Annotated in this window: 19 protein-coding genes; 9 read left to right on the forward strand and 10 right to left on the reverse strand. The window is 65.0% G+C overall.

Features of this window, described 5'->3' with window-relative positions:
• Positions 1-575 precede the first annotated feature (575 nt).
• Entirely contained in the window at positions 576-1,532 is a 957-nt protein-coding gene (locus GSQ79_RS03690; protein ID WP_158807387.1) for a sensor domain-containing diguanylate cyclase, read from the forward strand.
• A 7-nt stretch (positions 1,533-1,539) separates the two neighbouring features.
• Here GSQ79_RS03690 and GSQ79_RS03695 read toward each other — a convergent pair whose 3' ends face one another.
• Together GSQ79_RS03695 and proB are read right to left on the reverse strand one after the other, a co-directional pair.
• On the reverse strand, positions 1,540-2,469 hold the full coding sequence (locus GSQ79_RS03695; protein ID WP_158807388.1) for a glycoside hydrolase family 25 protein: 930 nt from the start codon (positions 2,467-2,469) through the stop codon (positions 1,540-1,542).
• Positions 2,470-2,610: 141 nt separating this feature from the next.
• Entirely contained in the window at positions 2,611-3,765 is a 1,155-nt protein-coding gene (gene proB, locus GSQ79_RS03700; protein WP_158807389.1) for a glutamate 5-kinase, read from the reverse strand.
• Positions 3,766-4,103: 338 nt separating this feature from the next.
• On the opposite strand from proB, the gene GSQ79_RS03705 reads away from it, so the two are divergent.
• Positions 4,104-6,653 (forward strand): HWE histidine kinase domain-containing protein, encoded by a 2,550-nt coding sequence (locus tag GSQ79_RS03705; RefSeq protein ID WP_158807390.1) that lies wholly within the window; start codon positions 4,104-4,106, stop codon positions 6,651-6,653.
• A gap of 51 nt (positions 6,654-6,704) precedes the next feature.
• On the opposite strand, the gene obgE is transcribed toward GSQ79_RS03705, so the two are convergent.
• Positions 6,705-7,736: a GTPase ObgE gene (gene obgE / locus GSQ79_RS03710; protein WP_158807391.1), complete on the reverse strand. Its 1,032-nt coding sequence runs from the start codon at positions 7,734-7,736 to the stop codon at positions 6,705-6,707.
• A gap of 214 nt (positions 7,737-7,950) precedes the next feature.
• Here obgE and GSQ79_RS03715 point away from each other — a divergent pair, with 214 nt between their 5' ends.
• Positions 7,951-9,792 (forward strand): PAS domain-containing methyl-accepting chemotaxis protein, encoded by a 1,842-nt coding sequence (locus tag GSQ79_RS03715; RefSeq protein WP_158807392.1) that lies wholly within the window; start codon positions 7,951-7,953, stop codon positions 9,790-9,792.
• Between the two features lie 55 nt (positions 9,793-9,847).
• Here GSQ79_RS03715 and GSQ79_RS03720 read toward each other — a convergent pair whose 3' ends face one another.
• Positions 9,848-10,036: a hypothetical protein gene (locus GSQ79_RS03720; RefSeq protein WP_246725088.1), complete on the reverse strand. Its 189-nt coding sequence runs from the start codon at positions 10,034-10,036 to the stop codon at positions 9,848-9,850.
• Between the two features lie 285 nt (positions 10,037-10,321).
• On the opposite strand from GSQ79_RS03720, the gene GSQ79_RS03725 reads away from it, so the two are divergent.
• The 4 genes from GSQ79_RS03725 to GSQ79_RS03740 are packed head-to-tail and all read left to right on the forward strand — an operon-like array spanning position 10,322 to position 12,934.
• Positions 10,322-11,257 (forward strand): metallophosphoesterase, encoded by a 936-nt coding sequence (locus GSQ79_RS03725; RefSeq protein ID WP_210253004.1) that lies wholly within the window; start codon positions 10,322-10,324, stop codon positions 11,255-11,257.
• Positions 11,258-11,270: 13 nt separating this feature from the next.
• Positions 11,271-11,606, forward strand: coding sequence for a cupredoxin family copper-binding protein (locus tag GSQ79_RS03730; protein ID WP_158807395.1), 336 nt, complete (start codon positions 11,271-11,273; stop codon positions 11,604-11,606).
• A gap of 27 nt (positions 11,607-11,633) precedes the next feature.
• Positions 11,634-12,194: a sigma-70 family RNA polymerase sigma factor gene (locus GSQ79_RS03735; protein ID WP_210253003.1), complete on the forward strand. Its 561-nt coding sequence runs from the start codon at positions 11,634-11,636 to the stop codon at positions 12,192-12,194.
• Positions 12,191-12,934, forward strand: a complete 744-nt coding sequence (locus GSQ79_RS03740) for an anti-sigma factor (RefSeq protein ID WP_158807396.1) — start codon at positions 12,191-12,193, stop codon at positions 12,932-12,934. The genes GSQ79_RS03735 and GSQ79_RS03740 overlap by 4 nt, the downstream gene beginning before the upstream one ends.
• A gap of 97 nt (positions 12,935-13,031) precedes the next feature.
• Here GSQ79_RS03740 and GSQ79_RS03745 read toward each other — a convergent pair whose 3' ends face one another.
• Genes GSQ79_RS03745 through GSQ79_RS03765 form a run of 5 tightly spaced genes read right to left on the reverse strand, consistent with a single transcriptional unit; the run spans position 13,032 to position 16,096 of the window.
• Entirely contained in the window at positions 13,032-13,439 is a 408-nt protein-coding gene (locus tag GSQ79_RS03745; protein ID WP_158807397.1) for a type II toxin-antitoxin system VapC family toxin, read from the reverse strand.
• Positions 13,439-13,666 (reverse strand): AbrB/MazE/SpoVT family DNA-binding domain-containing protein, encoded by a 228-nt coding sequence (locus tag GSQ79_RS03750; protein WP_158807398.1) that lies wholly within the window; start codon positions 13,664-13,666, stop codon positions 13,439-13,441. Before GSQ79_RS03750 ends, GSQ79_RS03745 begins: the two co-directional genes overlap by 1 nt.
• Before the next feature lie 60 nt (positions 13,667-13,726).
• On the reverse strand, positions 13,727-14,071 hold the full coding sequence (locus tag GSQ79_RS03755; RefSeq protein WP_158807399.1) for a hypothetical protein: 345 nt from the start codon (positions 14,069-14,071) through the stop codon (positions 13,727-13,729).
• A 2-nt stretch (positions 14,072-14,073) separates the two neighbouring features.
• The gene (locus GSQ79_RS03760; RefSeq protein WP_158807400.1) at positions 14,074-15,102 is read right to left on the reverse strand and encodes a peptidoglycan -binding protein; all 1,029 of its coding nucleotides are present in this window, start codon (positions 15,100-15,102) and stop codon (positions 14,074-14,076) included.
• 31 nt (positions 15,103-15,133) lie between these two features.
• On the reverse strand, positions 15,134-16,096 hold the full coding sequence (locus tag GSQ79_RS03765; protein WP_158807401.1) for a flagellar motor protein MotA: 963 nt from the start codon (positions 16,094-16,096) through the stop codon (positions 15,134-15,136).
• A gap of 278 nt (positions 16,097-16,374) precedes the next feature.
• Here GSQ79_RS03765 and GSQ79_RS03770 point away from each other — a divergent pair, with 278 nt between their 5' ends.
• Together GSQ79_RS03770 and GSQ79_RS03775 are read left to right on the forward strand one after the other, a co-directional pair.
• Entirely contained in the window at positions 16,375-16,842 is a 468-nt protein-coding gene (locus tag GSQ79_RS03770; RefSeq protein ID WP_158807402.1) for a hypothetical protein, read from the forward strand.
• 51 nt (positions 16,843-16,893) lie between these two features.
• A complete protein-coding gene (locus GSQ79_RS03775; protein WP_158807403.1) occupies positions 16,894-17,421 on the forward strand; it encodes a hypothetical protein in 528 nt (175 codons plus the stop codon).
• Here GSQ79_RS03775 and GSQ79_RS03780 read toward each other — a convergent pair.
• The coding region (locus GSQ79_RS03780; RefSeq protein WP_158807404.1) for an inositol monophosphatase family protein at positions 17,418-18,152 on the reverse strand (735 nt) is incomplete at its 5' end. The two genes, GSQ79_RS03775 and GSQ79_RS03780, sit on opposite strands and share 4 nt — an antisense overlap.

Consider the following 18,152-nt stretch of genomic DNA (forward strand, 5'->3'; position numbering starts at 1 on the left):
CGAGCGGGCCGCGTCGGACGTCCGCAGAGTGTAATAATTCGGCATCAGGTCCGTCGGAATGCCGTTGCGAGCGACAGCGTGCGAACCCGCCGAGGCGGCGTCGTCAGCCGACGCCCGAGCGCCACGGCGTGACGATCGGGACAGCGGGAAAGAGTTTGGATAGAGCGGCACTGCAGCGGCCGAACTTTTGTCACGCGACTGGCGAACACGGTTTGGTTACATCACGATAGCTGAGGCGCCCTCAGCCCTCGACGATGCCGGTTTCGCAATCCATCGGACCATCGCGTCGCGACGGTTGTGACGGGAGGAAAGCGCGCCACGACCGGTCACACCGCGGGCAGCGGCTGCTTGCGCCGGTTTGCTAAAGTCCCGCAGGCCGGCTTAACCGGTTGGTGACGGTATAATTGACTGGAATTCAGAAGAAATTAGGCTTCTGCTCCTAGCTTAGTTTCGTTCCAGGCCGCGAAACTTTCGGCGCTGCGCATCCGTAGACTAGGTCGGTTTACGGCGTGCTCGGGCCATTTGGCGATGGCCCGATTGCGAGTTTTTGCGTGGATGGAGCGAGATCCTAATTCATGAGCGGTGTTCATCACGCCAATCACATGTTTCGGCGCTTTCTCGAGCGCATCAGCGATTGCGCGATCTTCGTCCTCAGCCGGGATGGACACGTCGAATCGTGGAACGATGGCGCTCACACGATCATCGGTTACACAGCGGCGGAGATTGTCGGTAAATCGGCGTTAAGCCTACTCGACGCCGAAATGCGCGACGCCGGCCTTTTCCAACAGGCGCTTGCCATGGCCGCGTCCGAGGGCCGCTTCGAGACCGAATTTTGGCAGACTCGGAAAGACGGCAGCCGGTTTTGGGCCGGCATTACCGTCACCGCGATCCTCGACGATGCGGGCCAGACGGCTGGCTTTGGCGTCATGCTGCGGGACCTGACCGAACGGGTCAAAGCCGAGGAACAGAAGGCCGGCGTCATCGCGCTTCTCGAGAAGACCGCCGGCACGGACTTTTTGACCGGTGTCGCCAATCGTCGCGCGCTCGATGCCTATCTCATCACCAGCATCGCCGCGGCGCGCGCCCAAAATCGTTCGCTCGTCGTCGCGATGATCGATCTGGATCACTTCAAAGCCTACAACGACGCCAACGGGCATCAGGCCGGCGACCTCTATCTCAAGGAGGTGATCGTCGTCTGGCGTCACGTGCTGCGCTACGAGAGCCTGCTTGCACGCTACGGCGGCGAGGAATTCACCATCATCATGCCTGACACGACCGTGGACCAGGCGATCGCCGTGATGGACCGCCTCCGCGCGGTGACGCCGGTGCCGATCACCTGTTCGATCGGCATCGCGCAATGGGATGGTGCGGAATCGGCGGATGCGCTGATCGATCGGGCCGATCGCGGCCTCTATGCCGCCAAGGCCGCCGGGCGCAATCGTGTTGCGATCGGCCCCGGCAGCGAGATCGAGGCCGCGCAGGACGACGTCATCCCGCAGGCCCTGCCGGCGCGTCAGGCGGTCGGCGGCTGAGGACGCTTCACTGCGCCCATTGCGCTGCCAGGTCTTGGGGGTCGCCGTCGAACTGGTCACAATAAAGCCGACCGGCTCGATCACCGGCAAGGCCAGGGACGGTGCGCGGCCCGGGACCGCTCTGCCCATCGGTATACTGCCACAACCAATAATGCCGCCAACTGCGTTGGACCGTCGGCTTGTCGCTGTATTGCGCGAGCCAGAGCCGGTGGGCACCGAAGAACGGGTCGTTGGCGACGCCCAGCGCGGCCTTGAGCGCGTCGCCGCTGTAGATGACCGGGCGGCGGCCAAGTACGGCAAAAATCTGCTCGCAAAAGTGCCGTGCACCTTCGAGGGTCATCTGGTTGCCGACCGTCGTCTCGAACTCGAGCGCGACCAGCGTCTGGGCGTCGGGCTGCGCCCACTCCAGGAAATTTCGCATCTGGTCCTCGACGGGCGCGCCGGTGCCGCAATGATAGGCGCCCCATAGAAGGCCCGCGGCCTGCGCCGCCTCGCGGCGTCCGCGATAGGCATCGTCGCGGCCCGACGCGCCGGTGGTCGCCTTGTGGATCACCCCCACCAGGCCGGAGGACCGCGCATCCTCGAAGCAGACCACCCCGCTGCCGTGGCAGAGGTCGACCACGGCCGGCGGCTTTTTGAGCTGGATGATGGGCGCCCCCGAGAGGCTGACAGGCGCGCGGGGCAGCGGAGCGGCGGGCTCGGCGTCGCGAAACAGACCGCAGCCGCCCGCCCAGATGAAGGCATCCTCGGCGGTGCGGTACCAATGGGGGTTGCCCTGCACCGACTCGCCGACCACCACGGAGATGACGGGCACCAGAGTTCCGGCGTTCACTTTGCGGAAGACCGGCGCCTTGGTGTTCGGCACGCCCTGCCGCAGGTTCATCGACACGGTGGTCTCGACCGCGCCCAATAACTGAATTTCGACTGCTTGCCCCATCTCGGCCTCCGAACATCACCGGCGGTCTGGGAGTCCTTGCGCCGTGCGCTCCAGGCTGCTCGCTGCAACCCGGCACAGTCTGCGCGCGCGAATCGCGTTGCGCAACTGGACTAAGTGACGGATGGCGCTCGGCGTTCTCGCCTACTCGCCGGCCAGAACCATGTCGTCGCGGTGGATCAGCTCGGCGCGGCCCGGCGCGCCGAGCACGGCCTCGATCTCGTGCGAGCGGCGGCCGATGATCTGGGCTGCCTTGTCGGCGCTGTAGGCGATCAGCCCGCGGCCGATCTCGCCGGCATCGTCGACGCGGATCAGCACGCAGTCGCCGCGCTTGAACGGGCCCTCGATGCGGCGCACCCCGGCCGGCAGCAGCGAATTGCCGGCCTGGATCGCCCGCGCCGCACCGGCATCGACAGTGACGGTGCCGCGCGGCTCGATCGACCCGGCGATCCATTTTTTGCGCGCGGTCACCGGGTTCGAGGGGGAGAGGAACCAGGTGCAGGGGGCGCCGTCGAGAAGCCGCTGCACGGGATTGATGATGCGGCCGTCGGCGATCAGCATATGCGCGCCGCCGGTCGTCGCGATCTTGCCCGCCTCGACCTTGGTCCGCATCCCGCCACGCGACAGGATCGACGCGGCGCCGCCGGCCATCGCCTCGATCTCGGCGGTGATGCGCGGTACCACCGGGATCAGGGTCGCGTCGGGATCGCTCGCCGGCGGGGCGGTGTAGAGGCCGGCGACGTCGGAGAACAGGATCAGCAGGTCGGCCGAGGCCATCGTCGCCACGCGCGCAGCCAAGCGATCGTTGTCGCCGTAGCGGATCTCTTGGGTCGCGACGCTGTCGTTCTCGTTGATCACCGGCACCGCCTTCATCGCCAGGAGACGCCCGATGGTGGCGCGGGCGTTGAGGTAGCGGCGACGCTCTTCGGTATCGCCGTAGGTCAGCAGGATCTGGCCCGCGGTGATGCCGACGTCGCCCAAGACTTCGGCCCAGGTGCGGGCGAGCGCAATCTGCCCGACGGAGGCCGCCGCCTGGCTATCTTCGAGCTTCAACGCGCCCGGCGGCAGACCGAGCACGCGGCGGCCCAGCGCGATCGAGCCCGAGGAGACGACCAAAACCTCGGCGCCGCGCGTCTGCAGCGCCGCGATGTCCACCGCCAGCGAACTCAGCCAGTCGCGCCGCACGCCGTCGGCGTCGACCAGCAGCGACGAGCCGACCTTGATGACGATGCGATGGAAGTCGACGAGGCGGGGCAGAGGGATCTTAGGGCGCAGAAGGGTGGGATCGGCAATGGACATAAGGACCTTTGTAGCGGAATCCCTTGGCGGAGGCAGCCCTGATATACCTCGCTTTCTCTGTACCCCCGCGTCACTGGCGGCCAAGACAATGGCAAGCCGCTTGCATTTCGTCCGATGGAACGTGCCAAACGCTGTCGCTCGCGTCATTGGTGCGACCGCGCCGCGCAAGAGACAGCGGATCGCGCTAACCCGCCGCTTGGCGACAGCGCTATTCATTCGCGAGCGAACGAAATGCGCGACTCGGCGTTATTGGCGTGAGAAACCGTTCCGCCGCGCGTTACGTCTCGGGCCGTGGTCGCCCGCAACCGCCAGTCGCGCGCTCACAATCCGTAGGCTTCATGAACCTCCGTACGCCTGTCGACCTGACCAATTGCGATCAGGAGCCGATTCATCTGCTTGGCGCGATCCAGCCGACCGGGTTCCTCCTGGCGCTCACCCTCGATTGGATCGTCGCCCGGGCCTCGCTGAACGTCGCGGACTTCCTGGGCGCAACGAACGACAGCCTCATCGGGCGGCACCTGGGCGACATCGTTCTGCCCGAGGCCTTACACGATCTGCGAAATCGCTTGGCGACGCTTCGTGGGCCCACGGCCGTTGCCAAGACCTTCGACATAAAACTGACCGCCCGTGGCGGATTGTTTGACGTCGCTCTTCATAAGTCGTGCGGGCAGATTGTCGTCGAGGCGCAACCGGCGGCTGGCAAGCATCGCGACGCGTCCAGCATGGTCCAGTCCATGATCGCGCGTCTCGACTTGGTGAGCGACGCTTCCGCCTTCTTTAACGAGGGCGCGCGCCAGGTTCGCGCCTTGACGGGCTTCGACCGGGTCATGGTTTACCGATTTTCCGAGAGCGGCTCTGGAGAGGTGGTCGCCGAGAGCTGCAAGTCCGGTATCGGCTCCTTCAAAGGCCTCCATTATCCTGCCAGCGACATTCCGGTTCAGGCGCGTGCGCTTTACAAGCGAAACCTGCTTCGCGTCATTGCGGACGTAAACGCCACGCCGGTTGCGATACAGCCGGAGCGCGACGAGATGGGCATGCCGCTCGACCTCTCGCAGTCGATCCTGCGATCCGTGTCGCCAATCCACATCGAGTATCTGAAGAACATGGGCGTCCGCGCCTCCATGTCGATCTCGATCGTCGTCGATGGCGAACTTTGGGGGCTTTTCGCATGCCATCACTACGCGCCCAAGACGCCGAGCTTCGAAGTCCGCTCCATCTGCGAGCTGTTCTCGCAGATGTACTCCATGCGCCTGGAAAGCCGCGAGCGTAAGGAACTGATGGAATTCGAGCGGCGCGCGCGCGACATTTCGGACCAGCTCTTGAGCGCCGTCGCCACCAACGAAACGCTGCTCAACGACCCTGAATGGCTTGCCAGCATTCTGACCCATGCAATCCCCGCCGAAGGCGTCGGGGTCTGGATCAACGGCGACTATGCCTTCTCAGGCGTGAGGCCTTCCACCGAAGCCTTTACCCGCATCGTCCGAGCGCTTAACAGCACCGCGGCGAACCGGGTTTTCGCCACGGATTACATCGGCTCACTCATTCCGGGAGCTGAAGCCTACGCCGACAGGGCCGCCGGCATGCTGGCGATCCCGATTTCGCGGTCGCCGCGCGACTACGTCATCCTGTTCCGGGAAGAACTGGTCCGCTCCGTCCGCTGGGCCGGCGATCCCCACAAGCCGGTCGACTATGGCCCCAACGGGCCGCGCCTCACACCGCGCGAAAGCTTTGCCGAATGGCAGCAACTCGTCAAAGGTCGAAGTAAACCTTTCACGCCCTCAGAAATGCGCGTGGCGGAGACGCTTCGCGCGACCCTCATCGAGGTGGTCTTGCGTCTTGCCGGCGAGGCCAGCGCTGAACGCGACCGTGCGGCCCGCAGGCAGGAGCTGCTGATCGCCGAGCTGAACCATCGGGTTCGAAACATTTTGGGGGTCATCAGGGGGCTCATTCGGCAGGCCAAGCCGTCGAGCGACAAAATCGAAGACTTCGTGACACTCGTTGACGGTCGTATCCACTCTTTGGCAAGGGCACACAACCAAATCACCGACGATCACTGGGGACCCGCGCCCATTCGAGCCCTGATCGACGCCGAGGCGCGGGCGTTCCTGGGCAACGACGCAGGCGTTCACGTCTCGGGAGAGCCGGTGCTGCTGAACCCGCAAGCCTACTCGACGATGGCTCTCGTGCTCCACGAGCTGGTCACGAACTCCACGAAATACGGCAGCCTCTCCAACGGCGGCCACGTCGATGTGTCGTGGTATCGCGACGAAGCAGGCGAGCTTGACTTCGCCTGGCAGGAGCGGGAGGGCCCGCCGGTTGTGCCACCGACGCGCAAAGGGTTCGGAACAACGATCATCAATCGGTCCGTCCCATACGACTTGGGCGGCAAGGCCCACGTCGATTACGCGCCCGGGGGCCTGCGTGCGACCTTCCAAATTCCGGCCCGCCATGTGTCGGAACAGACAGGTCCGACACCTGCCGCCGTGAAATATCCGCGGCCTTCGTTAGGTCATCCTACGGAGGTGCCGTCGAAGTTTCTCGCGGGCCAAAAAATGCTGCTTGTCGAGGATAGCCTGATCATCGCGCTCGACGCCGAAGACATCCTGTCTCGGCTCGGAGCGGAAGTGATGACCGCCTCGACCGTGGAAAGTGCTCTGGACTTGATCGATGGCGCGCTACCGACGCTGGCTATGCTGGATATCAATCTGGGCGATCAGATGAGCTTTGCGATTGCCGACCGCCTCGGCGAGTTGAACGTGCCCTTCCTGTTCGCGACGGGCTACGGAGAGCAAGCCGTGCTTCCCGATCTTCATGAGCATCGGACGGTCGTTCAGAAGCCCTATACGATCGAGGGTATAGCCCGGATCCTCGAAGACCTCATCGCGTGACGTTAATCGCGCTTCGCGCACTGCCGGTCGACTTGCGTGCGCCGAGCCCCGTCAGGGCTGCCAAGCCGGCGCCTCGGCAATGCCTTCGGCCACCTTGTCCGCGTCGATGATTCCGGTGATCGCGCGAAGCGCCTCGGTGACGTTGGTGCGCGTCGCCGAGGAAAGGCGCATCGGCGTGTGGCCGCAGGCGCGGCGCAGGCGCTCGACCTGCTTCTTCAGATGGTCGGGCTCGACGACGTCGATCTTCGACAGCGCGACGATCTCGCGCTTGTCGGTCAGGCCGCCGCCATAGGCGTTGAGCTCGGTGCGCACCGTCTTGTAGTCCTTGCCGGCATGCTCGCCGGTGGCATCCACCAGATGCAGGATCACCCGGCAGCGCTCGACATGGCCGAGAAAGCGGTCGCCGAGTCCGATACCTTCGTGGGCGCCTTCGATCAGGCCGGGAATGTCCGCCATCACGAACTCGCGGCCGTCGATGGCGACGACGCCGAGCTGCGGATGCAGTGTGGTGAAGGGATAGGCGCCGATCTTCGGCTTGGCGGCCGAGACCACCGACAGAAACGTCGACTTGCCGGCGTTGGGCAGGCCCACAAGCCCGGCGTCGGCGATCAGCTTCAAGCGGAGGAACAGCGTGCGCTCCTCGCCGACTTCGCCAGGGTTGGCGCGCCGCGGCGCCTGGTTCGTCGAGGTCTTGAAATAGGCGTTGCCGAAGCCGCCATTGCCGCCACGGCAGACGCGGACGGTCTGGCCGACCTCGGTCAGATCGGCAAACGGCTCTTCCTGGTCCTCGTCGAACAGCTGGGTCCCGACCGGCACCTTGAGGATCGCGGGCGGACCTTTGCCGCCGGCACGGTTCTTCCCCATGCCGTGCATGCCGGTCTTGCCCTTGAAATGCTGCTGGTAGCGAAAATCGATGAGCGTGTTGAGATCGCTGACGCACTCGACGATGACATCGCCGCCGCGACCGCCGTCGCCGCCGTCAGGGCCGCCGAATTCGATGAATTTTTCGCTGCGGAAGGAGACGCAGCCCGCCCCGCCATCGCCGGAGCGGACGAAGACACGGGCCTGATCGAGGAAGTGCATGAACGTGAAGCCTAAGGAGCGTTTTGAGCGAGAAGTGGGATGACCCGCTCCTATAGCGCAAGAGGCGCGAATTGCGAACCGCGCCGCCATGCCGTCTGCGACACCTTGGCATGCCTCTTCAATTTGTCGTTCAATAGGACGCGATCAAATCGATATTTAACGATTGTCGGCGATAGATGCGTATGCCGCTACCGCACTTACCTCGGGAATACTGATGCTTGGCTTGGGTTCGTCTCTTGGTTCAAACGCGTCCTCCGTTCTCGAGGCGATGCACCGCTCACTCGGCATCATTGAATTCGACGTGGCAGGCAACGTGCTCTTCGCCAACGAAAATTTCTGCACCGTTCTTGGTTACAAGCTCGCAGACATCAAGGGCCGGCACCACAGCATGTTCGTCGACGCAGAGTATGCGCGGAGCGCTGACTACCGCGAATTCTGGGCCAAGCTCTGCCGCGGCGAGTTCGACGCGCAGGAATACAAGCGCATCGGCTGCGGCGGCCGCGAGATCTGGATCCAGGCCTCCTACAATCCGGTGATGAACGCCCGCGGCAAGGTTTTGAAGGTGGTCAAGGTCGCCACCGACATCACGGAGGACAAGGTCCGCAACGCCGAGTTCGAAAGCAAACTGGCGGCCTTATCGCGCGCCCAGGCGGTCATCGAGTTCAAGCCCACCGGGGAGATCATCACCGCCAACGAAAACTTTCAGGCGACGCTCGGCTATCGTCTCGACGAGCTGAAGGGCCAGCATCACCGCATGCTGTGCGAACCCGCCTACGCGCAATCCGAGGCCTACCGCGATTTCTGGCTCAAACTGAACGCCGGTGAATATGTCGCCGCCGAGTTCAACCGCGTCGGCAAAGGCGGCAGGGAAGTCTGGATCCAGGCGTCCTATAATCCGGTCTTCGACATGAACGGCAAGGTCGTGAAGGTCGTCAAATTCGCCACCGACATTTCGGAGCGCGTTCGGGCGGTCAACGAGATCGGCGACGGGCTTGCCCGTCTTGCCGAGAACGACCTCGATCAGAACATCGACATGGCTTTCATTCCCGCCTTCGAAAAGCTTCGCGGCGATTTCAATCTTTCGATCAAGCGCCTGCAGACGACGGTGCAACAGATCGCCAGCAGCGCCTCGGCGATCCGTTCGGGCTCGAAGGAGATCGCGACGGCCGCGGACGACCTGTCACGCCGCACCGAGCAGCAGGCAGCGAGCCTGGAGGAGACCGCGGCGGCGCTCGACCAGATCACCACGACGGTAAAGAAATCGGCCGACGGCGCCAGTCATGCCCGGCAGGTCGTCGCCACCGCCGACGATGACGCGAAGAAGAGCGCGCTGGTCGTGCGCCAGGCCGTGCAGGCCATGGATGGCATTTCGGACTCTTCGCAGAAAATCACCCAGATCATCGGTGTCATCGACGAAATCGCGTTTCAGACCAACCTATTGGCGCTGAACGCCGGCGTCGAAGCGGCGCGTGCGGGTGATGCCGGCCGCGGCTTCGCCGTCGTCGCGTCGGAAGTCCGGGCGCTGGCGCAGCGATCGGCGGAAGCCGCGAAGGAGATCAAGGGCCTGATCTCCTCGTCCTCGGCGCAAGTCGAGCAGGGCGTCAAGCTGGTCGCCGAAACCGGCAAGTCCCTGGAGCGCATCATGGCGCAGGTGGCCGACATCAACGACGTCGTCTCCGCGATCGCTGACGGCGCCAGGGAGCAGTCGACGGGTCTCGAAGAGATCAACACCGCCATCAATCAGATGGATCAGGCAACGCAGCAGAACGCAGCGATGGTCGAGGAGACGACGGCGGCAAGCCATGCGCTGATGCAGGAAGCCTCACAGCTCACCAGCCTGATCGGCGTGTTCCAGACAGGTCAGAGCGGCACCGATACCTTGCGCCGGGATCTGAAGGCCGTCGCGCCGCACGCTTTCAAGCCGGGGAAAGCCCCGGCGCCGAAGCGCGCAGAACCCCGCGCCATGCCGGCTCCGAGCCGGAAGCGTCCGGTGCAAGCCATGGTCGCCAACGGTGCCCCGGTCGTCGGCGGCAGCGACGGCTGGGAAGAGTTTTAGGCTCCGCCGAACGGGGCAGCCCGATAGGGGCTGTCTCAAACCAAAATTTCGGTGTTCAGTTCGGCCAGCACAGCCGCCCGTTCGGCCCGAGATGGTAGCCCCACGGACAGCGCCGACCGTAGCCGCTCAACTGGCCGCCGGGGCGACACCCGCCGTAGGGGCCGCGATGGCCATACGGCCCGCAGCCGCCATAGACGAGCGTGACACGGGGCGCAGCGGCATCGCCGACCGGCGCCAACGGCATCGCTTGGACGGCGGACGCGAGACAGGCCGCGGCCGCGACAAGGCCAAAGGTTTTGCGCATGTGATCCTCCCGGGGCAGCACCGCTCGCTCGATAACGAGCGGGTGATGGGTTCGCGCGCCCTGCGCTGAGGCTGGCCCTCGACGGGGATCGCGCGCTCGATACATAACATCGAGCGCAGAGCGGCCCCATTGGCATAAGGGACAACACCGACCGTCTTTGCATCTTCGAGAATAAAACGCGGCCTCGTCCGGTCTCTTCCTTGGCACTTCAAGGAGGTCATGATGATGGACCAGGATGAACACCACACGGGGCACAGCCGCCGCCACGTTCTCGAATGCATGGTTTGGGCAGGCACAGGCGTGCTGTGGACGGTGAACGGCGGCGTCCCGCAGTCGCGCCTGCTTGGCGGTACCGCGCACGCGGCCGAGACCGGCGCTTTCAGTTTTCTGCAGATCAGCGACAGTCACATCGGATTCGCCAAAGATCCGAACCTCGACACGCCCGGCACGCTGCGCGAGGCGATGGCGCTGGTCGGCCAGCGTAAGCACGAGGCGGCGCTGCTGATCCACACCGGTGACGTCAGCCAGCTCTCGAAAGAGGCGCAGTTCGACACCGCCGACCAGATCATCCGCGAGGCCGGACTGCAGACGCACTACGTTCCCGGGGAGCACGACGTGCTTGTCGACGACGGCAAGGGCTTCTTCGCCCGCTTCACCCCGGGTGCGCCACGCGGTTGGTACAGTTTCGATCAGCAGGGCGTGCACTTCATCGCGCTCAACAACGTGCAGGATCTGAAGGCCGGCGGCCTCGGAAGTCTTGGGCCCGACCAGCTGGAATGGCTCAAGCGCGACCTCGCCGACCGTGCCGCCAGCACCCCGATCGTCGTCTTCGCGCATGTGCCGCTATGGACCGTCAGCGCGGAATGGGGGTGGGGCACGCAGGATGCGGAAGAGGCCCTGTCCTACCTTCGGCGTTTTGGGTCCGTCACCGTGCTCAACGGCCATATCCATCAGGTGATGCAGAAGGTCGAGGGCACGCTGGCCTTCCATACTGCGCGATCGACGGCGTTTCCGCAGCCGGCGCCGGGAACCGCAGCGTCGCCGGGCCCGATCAAGGACCTGCCGCCCGGCAAGCTGCGCGGGATGCTCGGCATTGCCGCGATCACGCGCGTGCAGACCGCGACGCCGCTCGCCATCGTCGACACGCCGCTCGGCGCGTGAGGGAGGATCGATCATGCGTATTATCCTGCGCCATGCCGCCATCGGCGCCGTGCTCCTCCTCGCCGTCGATGCCGCCGCAGCGGATCGACCAGCTAACGAAGTGACGGTCACCATCGACAATTTCGCCTTCACGCCCGCGACGATCACGGTCGATGCCGGCACGCACGTCACCTGGACCAACCGCGACGACATTCCGCACACGATCGTCGACGCGGCGGAGCCGCGGGCGTTCAAGTCACCGCCTTTGGACACCGGCGAGAGTTTCGACCATACGTTCGGCAGTGCCGGCACATTCCGTTATTTCTGTTCGTTGCACCCGCATATGCTGGGCACCATCATCGTGCGATGACATGGGATCGATGACCGGACGAACGCCGTGATCTGGCTTGGAGGACGAGACCGAAGCGCGCAGGCGTCGCGCGCCGCGGCCGACACGATCATTCTGCCGCATCTCGATTCCGCGCATAACCTCGCGCGCTGGTTGGTGCACGACGCCAGCCTCGCCGAGGATGTGGTGCAGGATGCGGTGGCGCGCGCCCTGACCTACATCGCCTCCTACGACGGCGGCGACGCACGGGCCTGGCTGATGAAGATCGTGCGCAACGTCGCCTATGACGCGCTTGCGGTGCGCAAGCGGCGTCAGGCCGTACACGTCGACACCTGCGATGCGGACGGCGTTTCGATCGTCGAGGATCTGGCGGATCCGGCCGACGACCCCGAGGTGCGGATGTCGCGGCAGCAGGATCGGGATGCGCTCGTCGCGGCCCTGGCCGGCCTTCCGACCGAACTGCGGGAATGTCTCGTTCTCCGGGAGCTGGAAGAGGTCTCCTACAAGCAGATCGCCGCGATCACCGGGGTGCCGGTCGGGACGGTGATGTCGCGGCTGTGGCGCGCGCGCCGCGACCTGATGGCGATTACGAAAGGATCGGCGCGATGAGCGACGAGCATTGCGACGACATGCTGCTCCTGGTCCAGGCCGACGTCGATGGCGAATTGTCGCCGGCGGAAGCGGCGCGGGTTGCCGCTCACCTCGACCGCTGCGCGGCCTGTTCCGCAGCGCAGGCCGACATGCTCGCGCTTTCGGCGCGTCTGCGGGATGTTCCTCGCTACCCCGCGTCGGAGGCGTTGAAGACGGCCGTCCGCGCCCGCATCGCGTCGCGCGCCCCGGTTCAGAGAGTCCAGCGCAGCACCCCGTTCGGTCGCGTCCCGGCCTTTGCCAGCGGGCTCGCCGTCGCGGCCTGCCTCATGCTCGTCGTCGGTCTGCCGCGTGGCGACGATCCGGCCGATGCCATCGTCGCCGCCCATATCCGCGCTCTGCTGCCGGGGCATCTGACCGATGTCGCCTCGACGGACCAGCACACGGTAAAACCGTGGTTCGATGGCCGTCTGCCCTTCGCGCCACCGGTCAAGGATCTGAAAACCGTCGGTTTTCCGCTGATCGGCGGGCGTCTCGACTATTTCGCCGGCCACATGGCGGCGGCGCTCGTCTACCGCCACGCCGCGCACGAGATCAATTTGTTCGTCTGGCCCGATGCGGCGGACGCGGCGCCGTCGCACGGCAGCATCAATGGCTACAATTACGAACGCTGGGCGCAGGATGGGATGAGCTTTTGGCTCGTCTCCGACCTCAACGCGGCCGATCTCGCCGATTTCAGCCAGCGCTGGAAATCGTTGTAGTCGTCAGCCCAGCGCCACCGGCCCGAGATGCGGGTAGGCCCATGGTTTCGTACGGCGGCGTCATAAAGCGCGGTAGCGCCAATGGACAACGAGCCTTTCAACTTGGGGCAATGAGCGGAAGCGTGGGGAAGTAGGTACGATATCTGACGACGTCACGCGTTAGCACCTGGTAGCCCGACACTGCCGCGTGAGCGCCGATGAAAAAGTCCGGTAGCGGCGAAAACTTTGTGCCGCCACGGCTCCGGTAAGCGAGAAATGCTTTGCCAGCGAGAAAGGCAGCCTCGTAGGGGAGCGCCTCCCGTTCGATCATGCTTTCCGGAAGCGCAGCATCCAGGTCGGCGATTTTCGAGTAACGTACAGAGACCTCGGCGTAGATTATCGGATTGATGACGAGATGGGATCGGTTGGACGCAGCGTTGAGTGCTGCCGCCGACCAAGCGAACCATTGAGAATCCCTCGTCATGATGTCGAGCAAGACATTGCTGTCGACCAGAACTGCGCTCATCAATCACCGCGGGTCAGCGCCATGACGGCATCGGTACTGATTGCAACGTCACCACGTCCGCGGAGATGAGCAACGATATCCCGTTCGCCAGTCATTTGTGGCTCGACGCGCTTGATCCGGATGTCCTTGCCGTCGAACACGAGATCGATGTCGGTATTCGGCAAAAGGCCGGCTTGCTCAAGAAGCTCTGCAGGGATCGTGACCTGACCATCGGCCGTGATGCGCATCGTTGTTCTCCGCAGCCGCTTCGTAGCGTACGGCATTCAAAGGAAGGGTCAACAACGCGCCTAGCCCAGCGCCACCGGCCCGAGATGCGGGTAGGCGCGGACCTCCTCGCCCATCGCCTCCTGCAGCGCGTCGAACAACGTGGCGAGATCGCAATGCACCAGGACCGGCTCGGCGAGGCGGTCGTCTTCGACGGGGCGGGTCGGCGGCAGGGAAGCGTCGCGGGCTTCCAGCACCGCGAGATTGTAGCAACCGGCGCTGATCAGGCTGAAGGCACGGAGCAGACAGAGCCGCTCCCAGGGGTCGGGTTCGCGCTGCGCCCCGTCGACCATCGCGAGCACGGCGGCGATCTCGCCCAGGGCCTGGGCGCGGTCGGCGGCGCGGATCTGTAAGCGGTCGTCGATCACGCTCATCGTTCGGTCAGCTTCAGTTCGATGCGACGATTGCGGCGCATCGCCTCGTCGCCGGTGGTGCCGTCGAGCGGCTGGAATTCGCCGAAGCCGGCGGCAACGAGACGATGCGGATCGACGCCTTTGCCGGCCAAGTACTCCACCACCGCGATGGCGCGCGCCGAGGACAGCTCCCAGTTCGAGGGGAATTGCGCCGACTTGATCGGCTTCTGGTCGGTATGCCCGTCGACACGGAGCACCCAGCCGATCTCGGGCGGGATTTCGCGCTCGAGGGTGATGACGGCGGAGGCCAGCTGATCGAGCTCGGCGTGACCGGCGGGGTTGACCGCCGCCTGGCCGGAATCGAACAGCACTTCGGACTGGAACACGAAACGGTCGCCGACGACGCGGATACCCGGCCGGTCGCCGAGAATTTGGCGAAGGCGGCCGAAGAAGTCGGAGCGGTAGCGCGCCAGCTCCTGGACTTTTTGCGCCAGCGCCACGTTCAGGCGCGACCCGAGATCGGCGATCCGCGCCTGAGAATCCTTGTCCTTGGTCTCGGAGGCGGCCAGCGCATCCTCGATCGCGCCGAGCTGGCGGCGCAGCGCGGCGATCTGCTGGTTCAAGATATCGATCTGCGACGCCGCGCGGGCCGAAACCTGCTTTTCCTGGTCGAGCGCGGCGGAGGCGGCCGCTGCCGCGCCGCCGGCCCCCGAGGCCTGGGCGTTGGTCGAGTCGATCAGGCCCTGCAGCCGCACCTTGTCCTTCTGCGCCGCGTCGAGGGTCGCCGTCAGCGAAGCGAGGCTCGTCTGTGCGGTCTGTTTTCCCGCCCGCTCCAGCGCGAGGAGCGAGGTCAGCTCATCGACCTGGCGGTTCAGCTTGGTCAGCGCGGTGTCCTTGCCGGTGACCTGCCGCGACAGGAAAAACTGCGCGAGCATGAAAACCGAGAGCAGGAAGATGATGACCAGCAGCATCGTCGACAGCGCGTCGACAAAGCCCGGCCAGTAATCGACCGTCCGTGCGGCGCGGCGGGTGCGGCCGAGAGGCATCAGGCCCGCTCGTGGCTAGGGCGCAATGCCATCAGCTGCGCTCCGGCTCGGAGGCGAGGCGGCGCAGCAGGATCTTGATCTCGTTGTTCTGTTCGGCCTGCGACTCGACCCAGTCGCGGATCTGCTGCTGTTCCGAGCGCATATGCTGGACCAGCGACTGGATGCCGTCGGCGAGGTTCGCCATCGCGACCGAGCTCGCGCGCTGGTGGCTTTGGTCGGCGCCGAGCGACAGCTTGTCGAGCGCGGCGCGGATGTCGCTGCCGGGCTCAAGCTTGCCGATCGACGCTTCGGCATCGCGGGTGTGCGCGGTGAGGACATCCTCGAGTTCGGTATAGAAGCGGTTCTGCGCCTGACCGCCCTGCAAATCGAGGAAGCCGAGGATCAGCGAGCCGGACAGACCGAACAGCGACGAGGTGAAGGCGATGCTCATGCCGGCAAGCGGCGCGGCGAGGCCATTTTTGAGGTCGTCGAAGCCGGCATCGGAGCTCGCCTGCATGGACTTGATGACGCCGCCGATCGAGCCGACCGTTTCGATCAGGCCCCAGAACGTGCCGAGCAGCCCGAGGAAGATCAGCAGGCCGGTGAGGTAGCGCGCCACCTCGCGACCTTCGTCGAGCCGGGTGCCGATGGAATCCAGGATCACCCGGAGCGTCACCGTGGAGATGGTCGCACCCGGCGGCTTGTCGCCGACCAGCGTCGCCATCGGGGCGAGCAGGATCGGGGCCTTGACCTGCGAGGCGGTGCCGCGCGGCAGCGCATTGACCCAGCGCACCTCGCGGAACAGCCGCACGACCTGGCGGATGCCCATGACGATCCCGACGAAAAGCACGCCGAAGATCAGCCCGTTGAGGCCGGGATTGGCCATGAAGGCCGTGCCGATCTTCTTGTAGAGGATCAGCCCGATGAAGCCGACGAGGATGAGAAAGACGATCATCCGCACCAGGAAGATGCGCGGCGAGGAGAGCCGGAACGGATCGGTATCGGCAACAGCCATGCACGCTCCCCGCAGCGCCGCGCCAGCGCTGGATATCCGGCCGGCGATACGCTTCCCTGTTTTCAGCGATCGCTGCGCATGCCGCGCGTCCCGCTCTCCCGCTAAATTGCGGTCCGCAAGGCAAATGGCAAGCCTTTTCGCGTCGCTGCGGGTCTTACCAAGCCCTCGTGACACCGGTGCTGCGCCGGCGCCGTTAATCATAGCGGCGGCTATTGATGGCCATGCCGAAGATCATGCTACGGTGGTTCTAATACGCGTGACGATGCCGAGGAGCGATCGTGAAGGTTCATTACATCGCCTGCGCGGCCTCGTCGTCGCTCGATGCGGCGACCAACCAGCTCAGCCTGTTCCACATTCTGGATGAGATCAGCGGGCCAGCCTTCCCGCTTCCCGTGCCGTCGTTTTGCGTGGCCGCGCTGTTCGAGCGCGAGGCGAACGACGCGGTGGTGCAAGCTTTCGTCCTCACCGTGAGCCTGGAGTCGGTGCTGATCGCCTCCTTCACCATGAGCGTCGATTTCTCGAGCTCGCGCCGCAACCGCAGCGTCAACACGATCCGCGGGCTGACGATCCCATCGACCGGGCTGGTCACAATCAGCCTGCTGCAAAAGACCAGGGTTCTGGCCGTCTGGGAGGCGCTGGCGATCGAGAGCGGGACGCGATCGACCGGCACCAAGACTGCCGCCAAAACTGCGGCTGCCGCCGAACCGCGCATGGCCGGCCCGAAGAACGCGCTTGCGGTGAACTGATACCAAAGCGCATCCGTTACTGGTCGTAGTAAAGAACCAAGAGGGCCGGCCGTGAGCGAACCGAAGCGAGGGCCGATCCAGTTCATCGGCCATGTGATCGCGCAGATCGTCGTCGGCATCTACGTCGTCGTCGACAGCATCATCGGGCCGATCTTCAGGCCCTTCATGCGCTGGCTGTCGAGCCTGCACGTCATTCAGCGCATCGAAGGCTGGATCGGGGCGCTGCCGCCCTACGTCGTGCTGGTGCTGTTCCTCGTGCCGCTGGCGGTCGAAGAGGTCACCAAGTTCTACGGCCTCGTCCTAATGGGCGGCGGCCACGTCAAGTCCGGGCTGCTGCTTTACATCGGCGCTCATGTCTTCGCGATCCTGATCTGCGAGCGCATCTTTTCCGCCGGCAAGGACAAGCTGCTGACGATCGGCTGGTTCGCCAGGCTGTTCTATTGGCTGAAGGGCTACAAGGACCGGCTCGTCGCCTGGTTCAAAGCGACCGAGACCTATAGGAAAGCCCAGCGCCTCAAGGCGTCGCTGAAGGAGACCGTCGATCGCTGGCGCGGACGCCCGAAGGCCTTCGAGCGCTAGCCTTTGATCAAACCCAGCAGCGCCGCCTGGATCGCCTCGTTGCCGGCGCAGACCGTGCCTTTTTCCAGCATGTCCTGGCCGCCGTCGCAGTCGGTGGTGAAGCCGCCGGCTTCCTTGATCATCACCAGGCCGGCTGCGATGTCCCACGATTTGATGCCGCGCTCCCAGTAGCCGTCGTAGCGGCCGGCGGCGACGAAGCACATGTCGAGCGCGGCGGCGCCGAGGCGGCGGACGTTGGTGACTTTGGCCATCACCGTGTCGAGCTCGTCGAGAAAGCGGGGATGCTCGCGGCGCTTGCCGAGGTGCGGGACGCCGCAGCCGATCAGCGAATCCGTGAGCTTGTTGCGGCCGGAAACGCGCAGGCGGCGGTTATTGAGATAGGCGCCCTGGCCGCGCTCGGCGACGAACATGTCGTCCACGGCCGGATTGTAGACGACGCCGGCGATGACCTGACCCTCGCGCACCAGCGCGATCGAGACGCCGAAGATCGGAACGCCATGGAGAAAATTGGTGGTGCCGTCGAGCGGATCGACATGCCAGGTGTGGCTCTTGTCGGTGCCCTCGACGACCCCGCCCTCTTCCATCACGAAGCCGTAGCCCGGCCGCGCCTTGGACAGTTCCTCGAAGACGGTCTTTTCCGCCTTTTGGTCGGCCAGGGTGACGAAGTCGCCGGGCCCCTTGACGGAGACCTGCAGGTTTTCGACCTCGCCGAAGTCGCGCTTCAGGCCACG

This window comes from Beijerinckia sp. L45 (genome assembly GCF_009765775.1).
In the GTDB taxonomy this organism is placed as follows: domain Bacteria; phylum Pseudomonadota; class Alphaproteobacteria; order Rhizobiales; family Beijerinckiaceae; genus RH-AL1.